The 19,099-nt window shown below is 46.8% G+C and carries 18 protein-coding genes; 5 read left to right on the top strand and 13 right to left on the bottom strand.

Annotation, left to right across the window (positions count from 1 at the left end; translation table 11 throughout):
• Nucleotides 1–67: 67 nt before the first annotated feature.
• Nucleotides 68–934 carry a substrate-binding periplasmic protein gene (locus tag ACLWBD_RS04520; protein ID WP_413569712.1) on the top strand — a complete coding sequence of 289 codons (867 nt, stop codon included), beginning with the start codon at nt 68–70 and terminating at the stop codon, nt 932–934.
• Here ACLWBD_RS04520 and ilvA read toward each other — a convergent pair.
• Nucleotides 851–2,065 (bottom strand): threonine ammonia-lyase, encoded by a 1,215-nt coding sequence (gene ilvA, locus ACLWBD_RS04515; RefSeq protein WP_063208882.1) that lies wholly within the window; start codon nt 2,063–2,065, stop codon nt 851–853. The two genes, ACLWBD_RS04520 and ilvA, sit on opposite strands and share 84 nt — an antisense overlap.
• A 491-nt stretch (nt 2,066–2,556) precedes the next feature.
• Between ilvA and asnS the strand changes: the two genes are divergently transcribed.
• The 3 genes from asnS (at nt 2,557) to ACLWBD_RS04500 (ending at nt 5,607) form a co-directional block, all read left to right on the top strand.
• Nucleotides 2,557–3,948, top strand: coding sequence for an asparagine--tRNA ligase (gene asnS / locus ACLWBD_RS04510; protein ID WP_413569710.1), 1,392 nt, complete (start codon nt 2,557–2,559; stop codon nt 3,946–3,948).
• A gap of 130 nt (nt 3,949–4,078) precedes the next feature.
• Nucleotides 4,079–5,185, top strand: a complete 1,107-nt coding sequence (locus ACLWBD_RS04505; RefSeq protein WP_413569708.1) for a hypothetical protein — start codon at nt 4,079–4,081, stop codon at nt 5,183–5,185.
• Nucleotides 5,182–5,607: a hypothetical protein gene (locus ACLWBD_RS04500; RefSeq protein ID WP_413569706.1), complete on the top strand. Its 426-nt coding sequence runs from the start codon at nt 5,182–5,184 to the stop codon at nt 5,605–5,607. The genes ACLWBD_RS04505 and ACLWBD_RS04500 overlap by 4 nt, the downstream gene beginning before the upstream one ends.
• 2 nt (nt 5,608–5,609) lie before the next feature.
• On the opposite strand, the gene tpiA is transcribed toward ACLWBD_RS04500, so the two are convergent.
• The 8 genes from tpiA to tpx all read right to left on the bottom strand — a co-directional run bounded on the left by tpiA (nt 5,610) and on the right by tpx (nt 14,242).
• Complete coding sequence (gene tpiA, locus ACLWBD_RS04495) at nt 5,610–6,335, bottom strand: triose-phosphate isomerase (RefSeq protein WP_413569704.1); 726 nt, start codon at nt 6,333–6,335, stop codon at nt 5,610–5,612.
• Between the two features lie 9 nt (nt 6,336–6,344).
• Entirely contained in the window at nt 6,345–6,749 is a 405-nt protein-coding gene (locus ACLWBD_RS04490) for an MAPEG family protein (RefSeq protein ID WP_413569702.1), read from the bottom strand.
• Nucleotides 6,750–6,751: 2 nt separating this feature from the next.
• Nucleotides 6,752–7,954, bottom strand: coding sequence for a phosphoglycerate kinase (locus tag ACLWBD_RS04485; RefSeq protein WP_063208870.1), 1,203 nt, complete (start codon nt 7,952–7,954; stop codon nt 6,752–6,754).
• Between the two features lie 110 nt (nt 7,955–8,064).
• On the bottom strand, nt 8,065–9,072 hold the full coding sequence (gene gap / locus ACLWBD_RS04480; protein WP_063208868.1) for a type I glyceraldehyde-3-phosphate dehydrogenase: 1,008 nt from the start codon (nt 9,070–9,072) through the stop codon (nt 8,065–8,067).
• A 116-nt stretch (nt 9,073–9,188) separates the two neighbouring features.
• Nucleotides 9,189–10,169, bottom strand: coding sequence for a beta-sandwich domain-containing protein (locus tag ACLWBD_RS04475; protein WP_063208866.1), 981 nt, complete (start codon nt 10,167–10,169; stop codon nt 9,189–9,191).
• A 49-nt stretch (nt 10,170–10,218) separates the two neighbouring features.
• Nucleotides 10,219–11,646, bottom strand: coding sequence for a beta-sandwich domain-containing protein (locus ACLWBD_RS04470; RefSeq protein ID WP_063208864.1), 1,428 nt, complete (start codon nt 11,644–11,646; stop codon nt 10,219–10,221).
• A gap of 235 nt (nt 11,647–11,881) precedes the next feature.
• Nucleotides 11,882–13,363: a beta-sandwich domain-containing protein gene (locus ACLWBD_RS04465; RefSeq protein ID WP_413569700.1), complete on the bottom strand. Its 1,482-nt coding sequence runs from the start codon at nt 13,361–13,363 to the stop codon at nt 11,882–11,884.
• A gap of 378 nt (nt 13,364–13,741) precedes the next feature.
• On the bottom strand, nt 13,742–14,242 hold the full coding sequence (gene tpx, locus ACLWBD_RS04460) for a thiol peroxidase (RefSeq protein ID WP_063208860.1): 501 nt from the start codon (nt 14,240–14,242) through the stop codon (nt 13,742–13,744).
• Nucleotides 14,243–14,586: 344 nt separating this feature from the next.
• On the opposite strand from tpx, the gene ACLWBD_RS04455 reads away from it, so the two are divergent.
• Nucleotides 14,587–15,441, top strand: coding sequence for a S1 family peptidase (locus ACLWBD_RS04455; protein ID WP_063208858.1), 855 nt, complete (start codon nt 14,587–14,589; stop codon nt 15,439–15,441).
• On the opposite strand, the gene ACLWBD_RS04450 is transcribed toward ACLWBD_RS04455, so the two are convergent.
• From ACLWBD_RS04450 to ACLWBD_RS04435, 4 genes are read right to left on the bottom strand one after another with little or no spacing between them, the layout of a single operon-like run.
• Nucleotides 15,442–16,212 carry a TatD family hydrolase gene (locus ACLWBD_RS04450; protein WP_063208856.1) on the bottom strand — a complete coding sequence of 257 codons (771 nt, stop codon included), beginning with the start codon at nt 16,210–16,212 and terminating at the stop codon, nt 15,442–15,444. It lies immediately after the preceding gene.
• 14 nt (nt 16,213–16,226) lie between these two features.
• A complete protein-coding gene (locus ACLWBD_RS04445; RefSeq protein WP_063209581.1) occupies nt 16,227–17,171 on the bottom strand; it encodes an ATP-binding protein in 945 nt (314 codons plus the stop codon).
• Between the two features lie 7 nt (nt 17,172–17,178).
• Nucleotides 17,179–17,814 (bottom strand): dTMP kinase, encoded by a 636-nt coding sequence (tmk, locus tag ACLWBD_RS04440; RefSeq protein WP_063208854.1) that lies wholly within the window; start codon nt 17,812–17,814, stop codon nt 17,179–17,181.
• Nucleotides 17,815–17,826: 12 nt separating this feature from the next.
• A complete protein-coding gene (locus ACLWBD_RS04435; RefSeq protein WP_063208852.1) occupies nt 17,827–18,990 on the bottom strand; it encodes a hypothetical protein in 1,164 nt (387 codons plus the stop codon).
• Nucleotides 18,991–19,099: the final 109 nt, after the last annotated feature.

The raw sequence follows: 19,099 nt of genomic DNA, 5'->3' as shown, positions 1-19,099 counted from the left end.
CCTTTTCCTGATGCAACTTGCGAATAGGCAAAGTATTGCTGAAGAGTAAGTAAGGAGGGGGACCCTTATGAACATCACGATTGCTAAGTTTTTTATCATCACGACAATCTTGCTATTTAAGTCTTTGTCATTTGCTGACGTGATTTCTATGCGCTCAGACTATTGGTGCCCTTACGTTTGCGATTCTCGTTCTGAAAAACCTGGCTACATGGTTGAAATTGCTCAACAGATCTTTGAAAAAAAAGGTCACACGGTGGACATGCGTTTAACTAATTGGGTGCGCGCGGTGAAAGACGTACGTGCCAATAAAGCTCAAGTTCTTGTCGGTGCAAGCCGCATGGATGCCCCGGATTTTATTTTTACCCATAACACAATGGGCATTATGAAAAATGCCTACTTCACAAAAAAAGATTCACAGTGGAAGTTCACAGGTCGCAACTCTTTACAGAACATGCGCATCGGCGTGATCAATGGTTACACTTATGGAGATAGCATTGATCAGATGATTCGCAATCGTCATAAGTCTTTCATCCCCTTTTCAGGTGAAAAACCTTTAGAGCAAATGATCCGTATGATTCAAACAAACCGTCTGGACGCCTTCATCGAAAATCCAGTGGCTTTGCACCAAGCTCTTAAAAAATTTGGCGTTGCTGCAGAGAGTTTGAAAGTTGCTGGTTGGGTGGCGTCGCAAGATCCCTATTTGTACATAGGTTTTTCTCCCAATCATCCGCGATCGCGCGAATACGCCGCGATTTTAAACCGCGGAGTGGAAGAACTTCGTCGCAGTGGAGAACTACAACGAATTTTAGATAAATATCATGTGGAAGACTGGGAAAAATCCAAGATCTCTTTAGGAGCCCTTGATGATTTTAGCCCCCGTGTCCTCAAGAGCTCGTTTGATCTTCTCGACATGTTCAATGCTCGAAGTCTCTAAAACGAAATCGATGCGCGTTTCACGCAGTGAAAGACCTTGAGAAACACGGTCGTGGCGCACTTCTAAGATGTTGGCCTTTTGCGCGGCAATAGCTTGAGTCAGACGACTTAAATTGCCTGGCAAGTCATCGACGATCACCGACAATTCACAAAGACGCCCGCGCAGGATTTGCCCGCGGTCGATGATTTTGGAAACGATATTCAAATCAATATTTCCACCACTGATAATCACACAACATTTCTTACCTAAATTCAAAGAACGCGACATCGCCGCTGCCATAGCCGCTGCGCCAGAACCTTCGGCCACAGTCTTCGCACGCTCCATCAGAAACACGATAGCTTCGGCAATTTCGTCATCGCTCACAGTAACGACTTCATCAACGTATTTGGAGATGAAGTTGTCGTACATGACCTGAGAAGGGTTTTTAATCGCAATACCATCCGCGATAGTCGCCGCTCTTTTTTGCGGAGACAATGGTGGCTCTTTTCTGAACATGTTTGCCATGCCCGGCGAACGATCGCTCTGCACACCAATAACGCGGATTTTTGGATTGATGGATTTAACCGCCAAAGAAATACCGCTGATCAAACCACCACCGCCGATAGGAACAATGATGGTGTCTAAGTCAGGAATCCGCTCTAGGATTTCAATACCAATTGTTCCTTGGCCCGCAATCACGAAGGGGTCTTGGTAAGGATGTACGAACGTGTAGCCATTCTCTTTTTCAAGCTTTTGCGCATGCTCGAAGGCTTCGTCATAGATTTCGCCTTTAAGAACAACATTGGCCCCGTAAGCGCGTGTCGCCGAGGCTTTGCTGATCGATGCGTTTTCCGGCATGACGATAGTGGCCTTCACTCCCGCCAATGTCGCAGAGTAAGCCACGCCTTGCGCGTGATTGCCGGCAGAGCTAGCGACAACACCGCGGGCTTTTTCGTCCGCCGTTAGATTTGAAATCTTATTATAGGCGCCCCGGAATTTGAAACTTCCCGTGCGTTGGGTGTTCTCGAATTTGAAGTACACTTCTGAGTTCAGCAATTTGCTGGCGCTCACGGAATGACTGAGTTCAGTAGAACAAATAACATCTTTAATCAGTTCGCGCGCTTTTTGAATATCTGCAAAAGTGACTTTCATTGTGAACTACGACTCCCAATATGCCGTTAACCCCCAGATCGGTGGATACTCTTTGTGTGGCAGAATGGATTCACCATCTCCACGCACACTGGAGTAAAAATTCGACTGGTTAAGGCCCATGGCCCTACTCTCGTCGAAAAAGTAAAACGGTGCAAGATGCTTTCCGCATGACTCACAGGTCGTCACAAGTTCGTCTTCGGCGGAGTTCACCCCGCCACAACAATGACAAAGTCGATAATGGATTCTCTGCGCCAACGTACAACTCCTTGATAGATCCTGTCTTAAGGATACGTTTGCCCATTCTGCATAGCAATATGAGGTCTCAATTTAAGCTATTGAAATTACGTCACATTTCTGTAAATTAACTTTTCGCGTCATGACAATAAGAGTCCCTTTCGCAGAAACCCGAAGAAGACCTCGCGAAGCATGAAGAGGCGTTAGACAAGCCCCCGAAAGAACGGTATTTTATGAAACACTGTGAAAGGGCATCCATGGAAACGACTCTCGTAAAATCGCTATTTAGAGACACTGAAAAATACATTGATAAAGAAGTCCATCTGACGGGATGGGTTCGCAAAATTCGCGACCAGAAGAACTTTGGATTTATCGAGCTTAATGATGGCACCTTCTTTAAAGGTGTTCAGGTCGTTTTTGATACAAATCTGTCTAACTTTGACGACGTTGCCAAACTTTCTATCTCTTCTTCGATCTTGGTCACGGGTAAAGTCGTAAAATCTCAAGGCGCGGGTCAAACTTTTGAAGTGATGGCCAGCAAAGTGGAAGTCGTACAAAAAGCCGACCTCGATTATCCTTTGCAAAACAAACGTCACAGCTTTGAATTCTTGCGCGAGATCGCACATCTTCGCGCGCGCACAAACACATTCTCTGCGGTGTTCCGTGTCCGTTCGGTATTGGCGTACGCGATTCACAAGTTCTTTAACGAACAAGGTTTCGTCTATGTTCATACTCCGATCATCACAGGCTCTGATGCTGAAGGTGCGGGTGAAATGTTCCGTGTAACGACTTTGAAATTGGATAAACCTCCAAGAAAAGAAGACGGCACGATTGATGCGAGCCAAGACTTCTTTGGTAAAGAGACGAACCTGACAGTCAGCGGTCAGCTGAATGGTGAAACTTTCTGTGCGGCTTTCCGTAACATCTACACTTTCGGTCCAACTTTCCGTGCGGAAAATTCAAATACATCTCGTCATGCTGCTGAATTCTGGATGATTGAACCTGAAATTGCATTTGCCGATTTAAGTGCGGATATGGAATTGGGTGAAGCGATGATCAAATACATCATCCGCTACGTGATGGAGCAATGTCCGGAAGAGATGGAGTTCTTCAACCAATTTGTTGAAAAAGGTTTGTTCGATAAGTTGAACAACGTTCTGAACAATGATTTTGGTCGCGTGACTTACACGGAAGCGATTGAGATTTTACAGAAGTCAGGAAAAAAATTCGAGTTCCCTGTTCAATGGGGTATCGACATGCAGTCTGAACACGAAAGATATTTGGCTGAAGAACACTTCAAAAAACCTGTTTTCGTGACGGACTATCCAAAAGACATCAAAGCTTTTTACATGAAGCTGAATGCCGACGGTAAAACTGTTCGCGCGATGGATTTATTGGCACCCGGTATTGGTGAAATTATTGGTGGATCTCAACGTGAAGACAACTTAGAGCTTCTTGAACAGCGCATGAAACAGGTGGGTTTGCATCCGGAAGAATATTCTTTCTATACGGATCTACGCCGCTACGGAAGCTTCCCGCACGCCGGCTTCGGCTTGGGCTTTGAGCGCATGATGATGTACCTCACGGGCATGGGGAACATTCGTGACGTGATTCCGTTCCCGCGCACTCCGAAAAATGCTTTGTTCTAATCTGGCATTTTCCTTTTTTTGATTCCAAAAGGCCTCGCAAGAGGCCTTTTTTATTTCCCTTAAGTCCAGTTTACCGCCTCCTAGCCTTTCGTTGATCGTCTGTTCACCGAAAAGAGTTTTAGGAGTCAATTTGAGATTATCTAAACGATTGTTGCACATTCTATTGTCGTTCACGCTTTTCGCGTCGTCTTCGTTCGCGTTTAGACCTGAAGAGCTGCAAGAGCTTGTCTTAACAGGTGATCTTTATGGCCGCTCCTCTGTGGATTTCCGAAAAAAAGCCCGCAACGTTCAATTCTTAGTTCCTGAAGGAACGGAAGGAACTGTTGTTGAAACTCGCAAGCTGAGCCGCACGGGCTCTTATGGTATCAAAGTTAAGGTTACAAAGGTCGGCGGTAACGGCGGTAAAAATGTTCCTAAAGTCGGCGACGAGACGTGGGTTTATTTCTCGCAAAAAGATCCATGGTTGACGTTTAAAGACCGTCAAGGATCTGAAGTGCAAGACCCTGAGTTGGCGTTAACTTCACGCGCGATCAAAGATGGCGCCGGTCTTCCTATTGAGGGAACGCAAGCGGTTCCACATCTTCCGACTAAAGAAGAAGTCTTACGTGAACAGAAACCTGAAAAGGCAGAAGATCCTAATTTAGCAAAGAACACGGATCCCCAAAAAACCGAAGGCGATTTCTGTGCGACTTGCACTTCGCAACAAAAAACACCGGCTGAAAAAAATCGCGAAGATTTGAATAAAGTCGGTAAAGCTAAAGTCTCGACGAAACCCGAAGTGCCAGACTCTAAATGGAGCAACTATCCGTCAGTAGCTAGATACTCTACAAGCAAAGAAGTAGAAGCTTCTATTAAGTACGGCATGCGCAATAAAGAGCGTCGTTCGAAAAAGCTTTGCTACCGCTATGTGAAGCGCGCCCTTTTAGGCGGCGACTTGGTGGGAGACTATCTTCCGGGATCGAAAGCTCGTTATGCGGTCGGAGATCTGAAACGTCGTGGATTCACGAACATGCTGGAAGATTCTCGCTTTAAAAACTTAATCAAGAGCCCTGCCGATGCGCCAAAGGGTGCGATCCTGGTCTACCGAAACACTCGTGATCGCAATCACGCGGGACATGCCGAAATTAAAACAGACTGGGGCCGAAATGGTGGTTACGTGAGTGACTTCTATCGTTCGACAAGTCAGCCTCTTCACAACCGTGAATTGATCGGTGTGATGATTAAGGAGAGCAAATGAGGACTCTAGTAGCTATTCTGCTTTCTTCCCTGCTCTGCTTAACCGTTCATGCTTCCACACTTGAAGATTCTTTAAAGAAACTTCAATCCTATTCAGCAAAAGACTTTGAAGCGGCTAAAGATGAAACAGCTGTGGGTGAAAAGACTCAAGAAATGTTAAAAGCTGTGGAGCAAACAGTTGATACGGCCGTAGCTTCAAAAGAAAAAGTTTCTTCAGACGTCCTTAAGGAACTTGTTCGTGTGTCTGTTCTGACTTTCGAGCACGACCCCTCAGAGGCGGCGTCCGAGATATTACTGCCGCTGTATAAGAAAGAAAAAAAGGCTTTCGAAAAAGCCCTTAAATCCCTACCTAAAAAAGATGCCAAGGAATTGGAAGAATCTTTGAAGAACGCGTCTCGTGAAGACGACGAAGGCAACGGTTGATTTTAAACCGTTGCGATATCGATGAAGGACTTCGCCTCTAGCGAAGCTCCACCAACTAAGAATCCATTCACATGAGGTTGCTTAATCAAGCCTGCGGCATTGTCAGGCTTCACGCTGCCACCATAAAGAATCGGGCTTTGTTCAAATCCTAACTTTTGCAAAATGCTGAAAACGTCGGTGTGTGTTTCCGCCACTTGTTCAGGTGTTGCCACTTTGCCTGTACCAATCGCCCAAACAGGTTCATAAGCAATCACCACCGGTTTTGATTTGTCGGCTTTCGATAAGCCTTGAAGCAATTGCGTTTCACAGACACGGAAGGTGTGCTTAGCCTCACGCTCCTCCAAAGTTTCACCAATACAAAGCATTGGAATCAGTCCTAGGCTTTGCGTGAAAGCGACTTTATCAGCAATCAAGGCATCGCTTTCGCCAAAGATCTTACGACGCTCACTGTGCCCGATAAGAACGTAAGTCCCGCCTAATTCCTTCACCACTTGAGCTGAGTTTTCACCTGTGAACGCTCCTTGAGCCTGGAAGTAGGCATTCTGCACGCCCCACTTAATGTTGGTTCCTTGCAAGCTTGTGCTTGTGGCTTCTAAAGAGATTGCTGAAGGAAAAAACACCACTTCGCCCGTGGCTTTGCTGCTCAATTCTTTAAACTGCGTGAAAAATTCACGCGTTTCTTTGGGAGATTTAAAAAGCTTCCAATTGGCAGCAAAGATTTTTTTCATCGCGGACCTCTATTTAAAAAATTGAACGAACAACATCAACGAAGAACCCAGCATCACGACTCCTGTCAGGGTCATGCCTAAAGTGCGACCGCGACTGACTGAACGTGAACCCCAAAGTCCCCACGCATGTGCTACCCGTGAAAGGATCAAAAGAATCCAGTAAGTGTGAAGAAAGACTGGTGTTGCTTTGTTGATTTCTAGAACAATCAGAATCAATGACAGAAAGGGCACGTATTCACCGAAGTTTCCGTGAATACGTATTACCTGTTCCATAATTGAATTTTGCCCTGCCCCTAAGCCCACACGGTGTTTCCAACGATTGCGGATTACGTTCACGGTCAGGGCAAAATACATCAGAACCAAAATGCCCAAATAAGGAAGTGCAAGATGGATCTGAGAAGAAAATAAATTCATAACTATCTTTTCGCTCTTAGGATCTCAAGACCTGGAAGCTTGTCGCCTTGAAGATATTCAAGAGAAGCCCCTCCGCCTGTAGAGATATGAGTCATCTTGTCAGCAAAACCTGAAGCTTCCGCTGCCGCTGCCGAGTCACCGCCACCGACGATTTTAATCGCGTTGCTTTCAGCGATGGCTTGAGCCACACCGAAAGTTCCTTTAGCAAAAGCTGGAGTTTCAAAAACACCCATAGGGCCATTCCAGAAAATAGTTCCTGCTTCGCGAAGAGCCGTTGAGTAGTTTTGAATTGTCTTAGGACCGATATCTACTGCCAACTCATCATCTGCAATCACAACGTCTTTCGTCGTACGCGCACTCGCCGTGTCGCCGAAAGATTTTGTTGTCACGTGATCTACCGGAAGAAGAATCGTCTTATTACGAGCTTCAATACGCTCGATCATTTCTTTCGCGTATTTCAACTTGTCGTTTTCGACCAAAGATTTACCGACAGAAATGCCTTGCGCTTTCAAGAATGTGTAAGCCATCGCTCCACCGATGATGAAACCGTCAACCACGTCCATCAATCTTTCGATCACAGCGATCTTATCAGAAACTTTAGAACCACCCATCAACGCCAAGTAAGGACGCTTCGGATTTTGCAACAATGAATCCAGCATCGTGATTTCTTTTTCAATCAAGAAGCCAATGCCTTTGTCTTTCATTACGGATGGAAGAGCATGGATTGTCGCGTGTGCACGGTGAGAAGCACCAAACGCATCGTTGATATAGATATCACTGTAGTTGGCGATTTTTTGTGCGAATTCGACAGAGTCTTTCGTCTCCCCTTCTTCAAAACGCACGTTTTCAAGAAGGATCAACTGATTCTTTTTCAAAGATTGCAAAAGATGTTTTGGCGCATCTGAATCTGGATCTTCCACCAAGATCACTTCAGCACTCAAAAGCTCTTGCAAACGTTTTGCTACCGGCTCTAAAGAGAACTCTTTGTCATCTTTTGTTTTTGGACGGCCTAAGTGGGAAGCCATAACAAGCTTCGCCCCTTTTTCCATGCAATACTGAATCGTCGGCAAAGACGCCGTGATACGATTTTCATCCGTGATTTTTCCATTCTCCATTGGAACGTTCAAATCCAAGCGAAGGAAAACAACTTTTCCTTCAAGTTCAAAATCACGAACTGTTTTAATACCTTTAAGACCGTTAGCCATTCAAAAAATTCCTTTACTACTTCAGTTACGGCGCTGGCAGCGCCTCCACTCTGTGGGCCCCGCCCCTTCAGTTACGGCGCTGGCAGCGCCTCCACTCTGTGGGCCCCGCCCTATAGACCCTTTTTCGCCATGTAGTGCGCAACGTCTACCATGCGGTTTGAGAAGCCTGTTTCGTTGTCATACCAAGAAAGAACTTTCACCATGCGTGGGCCTACAACCATTGTTGAAGCAAGGTCGACGATAGAAGAATGTTTGTTGCCGTTGAAATCTACGCTGACAAGCTCATTGTGCTCGACAGCCAAGATGCCTTTCAAAGCGCCTTGAGAAGCTGCAATCAAAGCTTCGTTGACAGATTCTTTTGTGACGTCTTTTTTAGCAGTGAATGTGAAATCCACCAAAGAAACGTTCGGAGTTGGAACACGAATAGAAATACCGTCGATACGACCTTTCAATTCTGGCAATACCAAGCCCACGTTTTTCGCAGCACCCGTTGTTGTCGGAATCATGCTGACAGCTGCGGCACGCGCACGACGAAGATCTTTGTGAGGAGCATCCAAAATTTTTTGATCGTTCGTGTAAGAGTGAACCGTCATCATTGTGCCGTGCTCAATACCGAAAGACTCATTCAATACTTTTGCCAAAGGAGCCAAGCAGTTGGTTGTGCAAGAGGCATTAGAAACTACGTGGTGCTTGGAAGGATCGTAAGATTCGTGGTTGATACCGTAAACCATTGTTAGATCCGCGCCTTTTTCTGCAGGACCGGAAACCAACACGCGTTTTGCACCCGCCGTGATGTGTTGCATGAACTCAGGTTTGTCTTTGAATGCGCCTGTGCACTCAAGAACCAAGTCTACTCCCCAGTCTTTCCAAGGAATCTCTGCGGGGTTGCGTGTTTTAGAAACGTGGATTTTTTTGCCGTTCACCACAAGGTCATGGCCAGAAACAGAAACGTCGCCCGGGAAAATACCGTGAGCAGAGTCGTACTTCAAAAGATGCGCATTGCCTTCAATGCTATCCAAAGAGTTAATTCCGACTACTTCAAATTGTTCATAACCTGCACGGAAAAGAACGCGACCGATACGACCAAAACCGTTGATACCAACACGCAATTTAGACATGAGTGAGCTCCTTATTTTTAAACCCACTCACTATCGACTTTTAGAGACAAAAAAGCCAGTCTAGACACTCTTGGTCATAGACTGGCGTCGAGGAAGCTAGTAGCTCCGAATTGGCACTAGTAGCGAGAACCGCTCAGTGACGGATAAGCCTCATTCGAAATGGCTTTTACGATGATATCAGCACTTCCGCCCATAGACTCGGCGCGAATATCGATCACTTGGACGCGGTCATTCAGGTTCAATCTTTCAGAAATGACAGCTCCACCAGAATAGATCGTGCCCGTTTGAGTCAACTGACGGATCTGGATACGGTCGTTTCTGTCAGTGTAAAGAACCGCTTCGTGGATTCTTACGCCAGCAGCCAAGGCGTGAACTTCCACCTGCTCAAGTGTCAATGGTTGTCTTAAAGTCACACGTACCCATTCACCGCCCGAACGACGAGTCACATTCACGATGCGAGTCGAACCTTCATAACGAGCTTGGTATGAAGATGGAGGAGGTGGTGGCATTGGACGTGAAGGAACCTCAGGGTGACGAGGAGGTCTGGAAGGCTCTTGGCGTCCAGGGCCAGGACCATAACCACCGCCGCGACCACCGAAGCGAACTTCAGTTTCACGCACTTCATACCACGAACCATCAGGACGAGAACATGCTACACCGCGAGTTTCTTCTGTGCGGTTGTTCAAATAAATAACAGATGTATATTCACGGCAATACTCGCCCGTGCGGTTGTTGTAACCTTCACGCGTTGTTGTGAAAGAGCCACGCGCACCTGAACGACCGCCGTGACGACGACCATCCCAATCTTCACGCTCACCTAAACGGTTACGAAGAGCACGGCGTTGCGCTTCTTCACAAGCACGACGGTCGGCTTCGTCCATGTCACGACCCAATTTACCACCAATCATCGTACCAGCGATGGCGCCGATGATGATGGCCGCTTTATTTCCATTGCCTTTGCCGATTTGCGTACCAATACCACCACCGATCACACCACCGATGATATTGCCGATGATTTCTTTATTCGCAAACGCGGGGCTAGCGTATTGCACTACGGATACGACTACCAACGAACCAAGAACCAGTTTCTTTTTCATGAAGTCTCCTTCGGGTTATAAATATGTTTTCTGTTAACTCTTAATTTTATTATCTTAAATCATGTAAGTTCACGATGCTCGAACCGGAATAACCACTGAGGTTCACTCGCGCCATTCCATTTGAGTACACCGCCATAACCGTCGCGCGATACGAGCCGGCGTAGATATATGTTCTGCCCACGCGGCTATCGCGAACTGAATACGCAATATCTGATGACCGGCTGAAACTCGATCCACTGTACCCATCCATTTGGAAAGACACCATGCCGTTGTCATAGAACTCTAAAGCACGACCGGGATAGCTGCGGGCGTACAGGATATCAGCACCCGCACACATTGTGCGCTCTCGGTTGCAAGAAGACGCTTTTGCAAAATCTCGAGACTGTACGAAGCTGTTTCCATAACCGCTCATTTTGATCTCAAGCATGCCGTTATCAAAAGCACCGACAACACTTGCGCGGTAAGATTGCGCATAAAGACCGCTATCGCCTTGGCAGATCGTACCTAAGCAAGGTTGCGCTTTTGCGAAATCTGTCATACTGATGACCGACTCACCATAGCCATTCAAACGAACTGCGAGCAAAGCATTAGAGTACGCTTTGATAACAGTTCCTTTGTAACTGCGAGCATAAAGGCCCTCGTCTCCAGAGCAGATTCCTTTCAAGCAACGCAAAGCTTTAGCCAAATCGTTGACGGAAACTTGGGTTTCACCATAACTATTCAGACGTACACGTGCTTGAGAACCATAAATCGCCGTCACAACGCCCGTATAAGATCGCGCATAAAGAATTTCGTCGCCCACGCGAATAACATTGTCTTCATAAACCGGTGGACGATATGGATCGGGACGAGTCGCTCCAGGAGGTGGCGGAGGAGGCGGCACGGAAGGCGTCGAAGGACGTGCCGGCTCAACAGGTTGTGCTATCTGCTCTACAGACACTGTCATTTTTGGAACCGCATCACTCGCGATGGCTGTGATCATTACGTCGGCTTCAGCGGAATAAGACTCTGCCAAGATTTCAATGGCTGCGATGCGCGAGTTTGCCGTCAAATTTTCTGAAGAGGATAAAGATCCTGTCGTCAAAACGTCGGTTTGTGAAAGCTGGCGTACGTCAATCTTTTGACCTTGCTCAGTCACCAAAGAAGTTTTATGAACTTTCACCTTGCTGTTCGTGACTCGCAAATCAAGACGAAGCAAAGTCAAAGCTTGAGAAAGTTTTAAAGTGTGAAGTGTGCCGCCTGACTTACGCGGAATTGAATTCAACGAAGCCGAACCCGCATACTGGGTTTGTACTGGCGCTGTATCGACAGGCTTTTGTTCAACAGGCGTCGTAACAACCGGAGCCTGATCGACAGGGGTTGTGGGAGTGATATCCACATCATCAAAGCCCGGAAGATCATCAATAGTTTGAGCATAAGCAGAGTTCTGCACCACACTTAATGCCGCAAGCATTGTTACAATCAGACGACGGTTCATATAACGCTCCTAGTTTTCTAATCCGAACGGATATTTCCAAGGAACGTGCCTGCGGTTGCGTACGTAAGCTGTCATATATTGCAGCTAAAGTTTCGACAGCTGTCTCAAATTTAGACAGGGACCGTTTTTGGGCGCCTCTCTGATTTGCAATCTTCAAAAACAAAAGGCTTCGTTCTGCGAAGCCCTTTTGCGATTTCCAAAGATGTATGAATTCCCTGTGAAAAACAATTTTTGACTAATTTCTGAGGCCCGTCAGCTCATGGGCTTTGCGCTCGTAGGTTTTGCCATCGTCGTCATCACGCACTTGGATAATTCCGTTTGCATAGACACGGACGATAGTTCCCGCATAGTACTTGCCTCCCTGGTAGGGACCAGAAACAACGCGTGCACCTTCACAGAGTCCCTTTTTTTGCTCGCAACGAATTCGTTTTGTTACTTGAGAAGCCTTGCGGGCATAGCTCTTACCATCATCATGGTCCCGAATATAGATCACGCCGTTGGAGTAGATGCCGGTAACAACTCCTGAGTAATATCTATTGTTACTGTAAGGTCCCGAAAGGACTTCATTGCCTATACAAAGACCTGATTTTTCGTCACAGCGCACGGATTTCAAAACAACCGCCGGATTGCGATAATACACTTTGCCGTCGTCAGAATCACGAACTGCAATCAATCCGTTTGAGTAACCCGCGACTACGACTCCGTTATAGTATTTGCCGTCATTAAAAGGACCCGAAAGGACGTTATCGCCAGCGCAATGCTTCGAGGGAGCGCATTGAGAACGCAACGCGATTTCACTGATTTTGCGAGTATAGTTTTTCCCATCATCATCATCTGTTACGAAATAAAGTCCGTTGGCGTAAATAGAGCGCACCACGCCGGTATAGTACTTCCCGCTGTAAGGGCCGGATAAAACTTGCGAGCGTTGGCAGATGACTCCCGTTGGGTCGCACTGAACTCGTCGAGAAACTGAAGAAAGAGGACGCACATAGGTTTTACTATCGTCATAATCTCGCACTAAAACTTGGCTATTGTTATAGACCTCAACAACAGTACCTGCGTAGTACTTGCCGTCGTTCATCGGCCCCGACAGCACGTCCATTCCTGAGCGCAAGGGGACATTGCCGTGAACGGGCGGCGTCGACGGAACTGGTGGCGCTGGAGGCGTGGGACGCGTGGGCTGTACCGGCGTCGTGATTGCTCGCAGTCTTAATACCGGTACATCTCTATCGGCAATCGCCGTTAGAAGAATACTGGCCTCGGCACCATAGGATTCTGCAACGACTTCGATAGAAGAAATACGATCACTTTGATTTAAGTTTTCAGAAGAAACCACATTCCCCGCTTCAAGAACGGCAGAGTTTTCCAATTGTCTTGCATTCACGCGTGCGCCTGTGTCGGTCACTAACGTCACTCGATGCAATTTCAGTTTCTGAGCTGTCACTCGTAAATCGATACGCACTAAAGACAGCGCCTGTTTCAAGTCCACTGTATAAAGCGTTCCATTCGACTTTCTAGAAATCGCGTTGATGGAAACCGAACCCGCAAGAAGATTTGATGCTTGCGTATTCTGAGTGGGCACTGCCGGGGTCACCACGGGGGCCGTTGTCTGTGTAGTTTCTTCATCGAAACCGGGAAGATCTTCAATACCTGAGGCTTGTGCTAAGTGAGATGTCAGCAAAGACATCGCCATTAACGTTTTTGTAAACGCTTTCATAGTGTTCTCCGACTTGTTTTTTTAAACGTACTAATTTTTAGAGTCGGACCAGTTGCCCCAAGAAATTACAGCCAGCCCAAATTCCGAAGCCGAATATTCCAAAGATCATGCCGTTACGGGAAGTTCCGAAAGTGAGGCAGATTTGTTTAGAAACCCCCTGGGTCGTTTAAAACTTCGACAGCAGACAATTCGTGGCGGCGCTGGTGCTCCCTAAGAGAGCAGAGGGATAAATGAGAGGCAAAAAGAAAAGGCCGATTTGTCGTCGGCCTGCAAACATGCTTGTAATACAATTTTTATCAGAACCACGAATAACAAGTCCCGTTCGTTCTTGATGGTTCGTGGCCATATTTTACGCCAGCGGCTTAAAGGGTGACCGACCTAAGAAACCACTGCTGCCAAAGCCGCTTCGTAGTTCGGTTCATTCACGATTTCAGATACCTGTTCGCAGTGAAGAACTTTGTTGTCCTCGGATAGAACTACGACGGCTCTAGAAAGAAGCCCCGCCAATGGAGAATCTTCGATTTGCAATCCCCACTCTTTACCAAAACCGCTGCGGAATGACGATACGGTTTCACAGTTCTTGATGCCTTCAGCGCCACAGAAACGCGCCTGAGCAAATGGAAGATCGGCAGAGATATTCAAAACAACCGTGTTGTTTAATTTCGCCGCTTCTTGATTGAATTTTCTAACAGACGCCGCACATGTGCCTGTGTCTACGCTTGGAAAAATATTAAGAACTTTCTTTTTGCCTGCGAAATTTGCCAGGGATACTTCTGAAAGATCGTTTTTCACAAGTTTGAAATCTTTTACTGTTGTGCCTTTTGCCGGAAGTTCTCCAGTTGTTTTCACTGGGTTTCCTTTAAGAGTGATGCTCGCCATATTAGCTCCTTAAGTTAGATTGAAAAATGACATAATCACGTTAATCCTGCGTCTATTATCACGCAAGAAGAATGCCTCGCGCTGTCTTACATAGGTACGTTTGACGGGCTGAGCCCTCCTTGATTTTTTCAGAATCGAACAGCAACTATCGAAAATAAGATACCAGGTGGAGACTAAATCTTGACGCATTTGCTTACTGCCGCCGTGGCAGTAGATTTGTCCTCTAAAGACGCATCCCAATTCGGCTGAATAGTTTCACTTGTCTTTAAACACCTTACCACTTCGTCACCTGAGTTCATACTCTACCTCAGATATTTCTTGGCCCCCCATGCAAGGAGATGATTTTGAAAAAGTCACTGATTCTATTCACAGCATCCACGATGCTGATCGCCTGCTCCCCTGATATCAGTTCCCACGACGCTCTGACATCAGCGCCAGGCACATCCGTCATTGGTGGCCAGCCCATCATGGAAAGAACAACCGAAGCTTCGCGCAGTGTGATTCTTGTTGAGATGACAAATCGCTTTGGCCAAGGCTTAGGTTTTTGTACGGGCACATTGATTGGCTCGCACACAGTCTTGACGGCAGGGCATTGTTTCGACAAACAGCGCCTGCCGTCCCTATCCGGCGTGAACATCATTTTCACGACGAAAAAATATTCAATGTATCAACGCTCCCCAACCACTCGCAAAGCTAGCGACTGGGAAATTCATCCCGACTATAACAGCACTAAAAAATTATATGACCATGACATTGCCGTGGTTCGCTTTGAAGGCTCGATACCCGACGGATTTCAGCCGGTGGATTTCGATACCGACAGACGCACCGATTATTCTAATGAAGAAGTCTATGTGTATGGTTACGGACGCTCGAAAGATTATACGGGAAGAAAAAACCAAGACATCTATGCTTATCTTGGTCAGCTTCATCGTGGCATCTTGACGATTGATTCTTCATACCATCGCTCTGACGATCGCTATTGGACTGTCAGCGGTGCCGACACCTCTATCTGCCAAGGAGATTCCGGCGGTCCGCAGTTTTATCATAAAGAGGGCGTGCTAAAAGTTATCGGCGTGAACTCGGCCGTACTTGGTCCCAAGCTCGCCAACGGACAGTATAGCTGTATGGGTGTAACTCAAGCCACGAAAGTCGGCGCGGCTTCAGATTGGATCATCGAAGCCATCGACAAAATGAACTAACTACCATTTTATTTTGGGGAACATCTTCAGAGCATTGATACGCGTTTGCTCGCAAAGCTGTTCTTCTGAAATGCCTTTGAGTTCCGCCACAAATTTTGCCGTGTGAACCACGTAGGCTGGCGTATTCTTTTTTCCGCGCATTGGAATAGGCGCTAAGAAAGGAGCATCGGTTTCAACGTGAATGCGATCCAGTGGCAACATCTTCACCGTCGCACGAAGACTGTCGGCATTTTTGAAAGTGACAACTCCACTGATGGAAATATTCAAACCCACGTCCAAAGCTTGTTTTGCCAACCACTCTGTTCCCGTGAAGCAGTGAACAAGTCCTGTGACTTCGCCTTTAAATTCCTTCAAGATCTCAATCGTGTCTTCTTCCGCATCGCGCGTGTGAATTTCAATCGGAAGTTTCGTGCGTTTCGCGATTTCCAACTGCGCACGGAAAGCTTCTTTCTGCTGTTCACGAGGGGACTGATCATAGTAGTAATCTAAACCGATTTCCCCAATCGCCACCACACAAGGTTCACTGGAATGTTCTTCGATAAAGCGACCCGCTTCTTCGGTATAAACTTTCCCGTCGTGGGGATGAACTCCCAATGTGCAATACACATCAGGATAATATTTGCGGGCGATATCCAAAACGATGGGATGATCACCAGGCTCGGTACCAATAGTGATGATTTTACGAACGCCGGCAGCTTTTGCATTGGCAATTGCAGCTTCGACGCCCTCTTCGAGCATGTTTAAATGAGCGTGAATATCAATCCATTCCATAGGGTCAGTATACCCTAGGGACGATGGGTAATAAAGAACTCTTCCATGACCAACTGAGGATCACGGTTTGCGCCAAAGGACTGCTCTACCTGCAGGGACTTCTGCATTAAAGCCAATAAGAACTCGCGGTTGTATTCGGCCAAGGTCTTAATAATGGGAGCCTGATCCAAATTCGTGATCTGAGTTTTAGCACCTTCTTGAAGATAGATCGCGTCCTTCATAAAGCTGACCCAATAAGAAATCAGACGCTGCCCTTGCGCACGATCTTTGAATTCCGTGCGCCAAGTTTCATTCAAAAGAAAATCCGCGTCCGTCAAAAACAAGTTCAGCATCTCAACGGATTTTTGACGAAGCTCTAACTCAGGGCCCTCTTGCAACTGCGCGAGCTTCTCAAAACTTCCACGAGCCGCGCGCAAAGCCCAAGCAGGTGCTTTCACTTTTTTCTGAAGATCTTCGGAAGTCAAAGGTTTGAACTGCACAATCCGGGAACGCGAACGAATCGTTTGCATCAAGCCCGCGACACTCGGAGCAATCAAAAAGAAGAAGGTTCCTTCAGGAGGCTCTTCCAAAGTTTTTAACAAGGAGTTTGCGGCCTGCGGATTTAAATTTTGCGCTTGATCGATGATGATCACGCGATTTCCGGAAAGACTTTTAAGACTGAGGAACTCAATCACCTCGCGAGCTTGTTCCATCTTGATTTGCGCGCCGGAAGGCTCAATGATCTTAAGACCTTCATGCGTCCCTTGCGCCATACGGAAACAGGATGGACATTTGCCACAACCGCGAGGACTTTGGGGGCACGCCAGTGCTTGTGCCAAGCCTTTGGCGGTGAGCTTTTTTCCAATGCCCGCAGGTCCGACAAAAAGATACGTCTGCCCGGGCTTTCCCTGTTCAAAGGAAGCCACCAGCTTTGCGATAATATCTTGATGTCCTAAGACGAAATCGAGCAAGCGAGCCATCAACAACCTATTTCAAAATATTCTTTTCGGCCAAAGCCTTCAGAAGTTGTTGGAAAAGAACTTCGGGAGTTTCTTGCGCATTGAGCACAAGCCATGAAGACGCTTCAGCGCGAGCTTGCTTTAAAAAAGACTGACGCACTTTTTCGTGAAAGGAATCCGCTTCAGACTCGATGCGATCTTCACTTTCTCCGTTAGCGGCCCCACGCCCTTGACGACGTGAGCGAGATTCTTCGACAGAAAGATCTAAAAGAATTGTTAGATCGGGTTTCAAACCACCCGTAGCGAAGTCATTTAAAGACATCACATCTTTTTCAGAAATATCACGACCGCCGCCTTGAAAGGCCACTGAACTTGCGGTGAAGCGATCACAAAGAACCCACGTCCCTTTGGCCAAAGCCGGACGAATCACTTGTTCGACGTGTTGAGCGCGGCTTGCTTCATACAAAAGAAGTTCAGTGCGGGGAAGTGGCGAAGGCCCTTCCGTACGAAGAATCATATTGCGAATTTCATCCCCAAGAGGTGTTCCTCCCGGTTCACGAGTGCGCTGAAAAGCCACCCCACGACGCGCCAGTTCCCCTTCAAGGGCCCGCATCAAGGAGCTCTTCCCAGAGCCATCCAATCCTTCAAAAACCAAAAATTTCATTAAGGCCAACTTCTAATTAAAGACTACACTGCAGCTACGGCCACGGCCGTACGATAGAACTTTGTCAGATATAGCGCGATAGACGTCAACAAAACGCATTCCGACAAGGCGCATTGAACCGCGAACGTCGCCAAATTCGAGTCTGACGAAGCCCTTAACCAATGGGGACACCGTGACACGAATAAGATGATGGCGTTCAAAGCGGTTGGTGAACGTCAATAGATCCGCCAACGGAGGCGGAGGAAAACCTAAACTCGAACTCAATCCAGCTGAGAAATACTCAGGTGATGACACACTATAACCAGGCACTGCCGGTGGATAAAACGAACTTCCTTTTAAAGTCTCAGCCCCATTTCGTCGGCCCAAAGTGATGCCCGCTTTACCCACAATACCCAAGACCGAAACTGCTGCTTTGGTATTATCAAAACTTTCTGAATTATGGAAAATCTCAAAAACGAAGGCACGCTTTGATTTATTAAACGCGAAACTTAAACCCACTTCTTCGGCACCACCGCCGCCCTTACGCAAAACGCCGGTTTCAGCTAACGCTCCTACAGAAACACTCAATCCGAACTCATTCGAGTCAATCACCAGAGGAGCTTGGGACCATAATTTATAATCAATACCTTTTAACACAGCTTGAACTGCTTGATGGCTGCGCACTGAAAAAGTTCTTTTTTCTGTCGGTGTTTGCTCGACTGTTTTTCCGAAGGCTTGCTTGGTTTTTACCTTCACAAAACTAAAGGCATCTCCGACCACACTGCCCGCGCCGAATACAAACTTTGTTGAATTCATAATACGAGCCGCATTAGCCAAGAACATCAAACGCATTTCTTGAAACTTTTGTTTTCTATCTTCAGGAAGACTTTCATAAGCCTGCATTGGGTCGGCTTCTTCGATAGATCCGCCTCGAGCTAAAATCTGCTGTTTTACTTTTTCAGGAAGCTTTAAGCCTAAAGCTGCTTTCATCTCTTCGCGGTCAGGGTACTTGTCAAACTCGAAGATCTTGTCTTCGGCAATTTTGATAAGCGTCCGCTCTTGGTCGGCGATCTGAACCTTATCTAGAAGTTTTTCTTCAACTTCCGTCTCAATACGAGACGGGTCTTCAGCCCATGAATGTGCTGAAGGCAAAAGGAAAAGCAAAGCCACCAATAAGAAGCGCCACTGTGTTTTCATACTGATGGGACTTGGTGCAAAGCCAAGACCGGGTTTTTCGAGTACTAAGTATTTGATTGGACGAGAGCTCGTATGTCTAAGCCTTCGACATCGAACCTTCCCAGGGCAC

Origin of the sequence: Bdellovibrio sp. HCB117 (assembly GCF_047305915.1) — a bacterium.
Taxonomy (GTDB): Bacteria; Bdellovibrionota; Bdellovibrionia; order Bdellovibrionales; family Bdellovibrionaceae; genus Bdellovibrio; species Bdellovibrio bacteriovorus_B.
The sequence above is the reverse complement of the archived record's forward strand: the minus strand, read 5'-3'. Positions and strand labels throughout refer to the sequence as shown.

Coding starts and splice junctions, on each gene's coding strand:
- ACLWBD_RS04520 (WP_413569712.1), top strand. CDS start 68: ATGAACATCACGATTGCTAAGTTTTTTATCATCACGACAATCTTGCTA.
- ilvA (WP_063208882.1), bottom strand. CDS start 2,065: ATGAAAGTCACTTTTGCAGATATTCAAAAAGCGCGCGAACTGATTAAA.
- asnS (WP_413569710.1), top strand. CDS start 2,557: ATGGAAACGACTCTCGTAAAATCGCTATTTAGAGACACTGAAAAATAC.
- ACLWBD_RS04500 (WP_413569706.1), top strand. CDS start 5,182: ATGAGGACTCTAGTAGCTATTCTGCTTTCTTCCCTGCTCTGCTTAACC.
- tpiA (WP_413569704.1), bottom strand. CDS start 6,335: ATGAAAAAAATCTTTGCTGCCAATTGGAAGCTTTTTAAATCTCCCAAA.
- ACLWBD_RS04490 (WP_413569702.1), bottom strand. CDS start 6,749: ATGAATTTATTTTCTTCTCAGATCCATCTTGCACTTCCTTATTTGGGC.
- ACLWBD_RS04485 (WP_063208870.1), bottom strand. CDS start 7,954: ATGGCTAACGGTCTTAAAGGTATTAAAACAGTTCGTGATTTTGAACTT.
- gap (WP_063208868.1), bottom strand. CDS start 9,072: ATGTCTAAATTGCGTGTTGGTATCAACGGTTTTGGTCGTATCGGTCGC.
- ACLWBD_RS04475 (WP_063208866.1), bottom strand. CDS start 10,169: ATGAAAAAGAAACTGGTTCTTGGTTCGTTGGTAGTCGTATCCGTAGTG.
- ACLWBD_RS04470 (WP_063208864.1), bottom strand. CDS start 11,646: ATGAACCGTCGTCTGATTGTAACAATGCTTGCGGCATTAAGTGTGGTG.
- ACLWBD_RS04465 (WP_413569700.1), bottom strand. CDS start 13,363: ATGAAAGCGTTTACAAAAACGTTAATGGCGATGTCTTTGCTGACATCT.
- tpx (WP_063208860.1), bottom strand. CDS start 14,242: ATGGCGAGCATCACTCTTAAAGGAAACCCAGTGAAAACAACTGGAGAA.
- ACLWBD_RS04450 (WP_063208856.1), bottom strand. CDS start 16,212: ATGGAATGGATTGATATTCACGCTCATTTAAACATGCTCGAAGAGGGC.
- ACLWBD_RS04445 (WP_063209581.1), bottom strand. CDS start 17,171: ATGGCTCGCTTGCTCGATTTCGTCTTAGGACATCAAGATATTATCGCA.
- tmk (WP_063208854.1), bottom strand. CDS start 17,814: ATGAAATTTTTGGTTTTTGAAGGATTGGATGGCTCTGGGAAGAGCTCC.
- ACLWBD_RS04435 (WP_063208852.1), bottom strand. CDS start 18,990: ATGAAAACACAGTGGCGCTTCTTATTGGTGGCTTTGCTTTTCCTTTTG.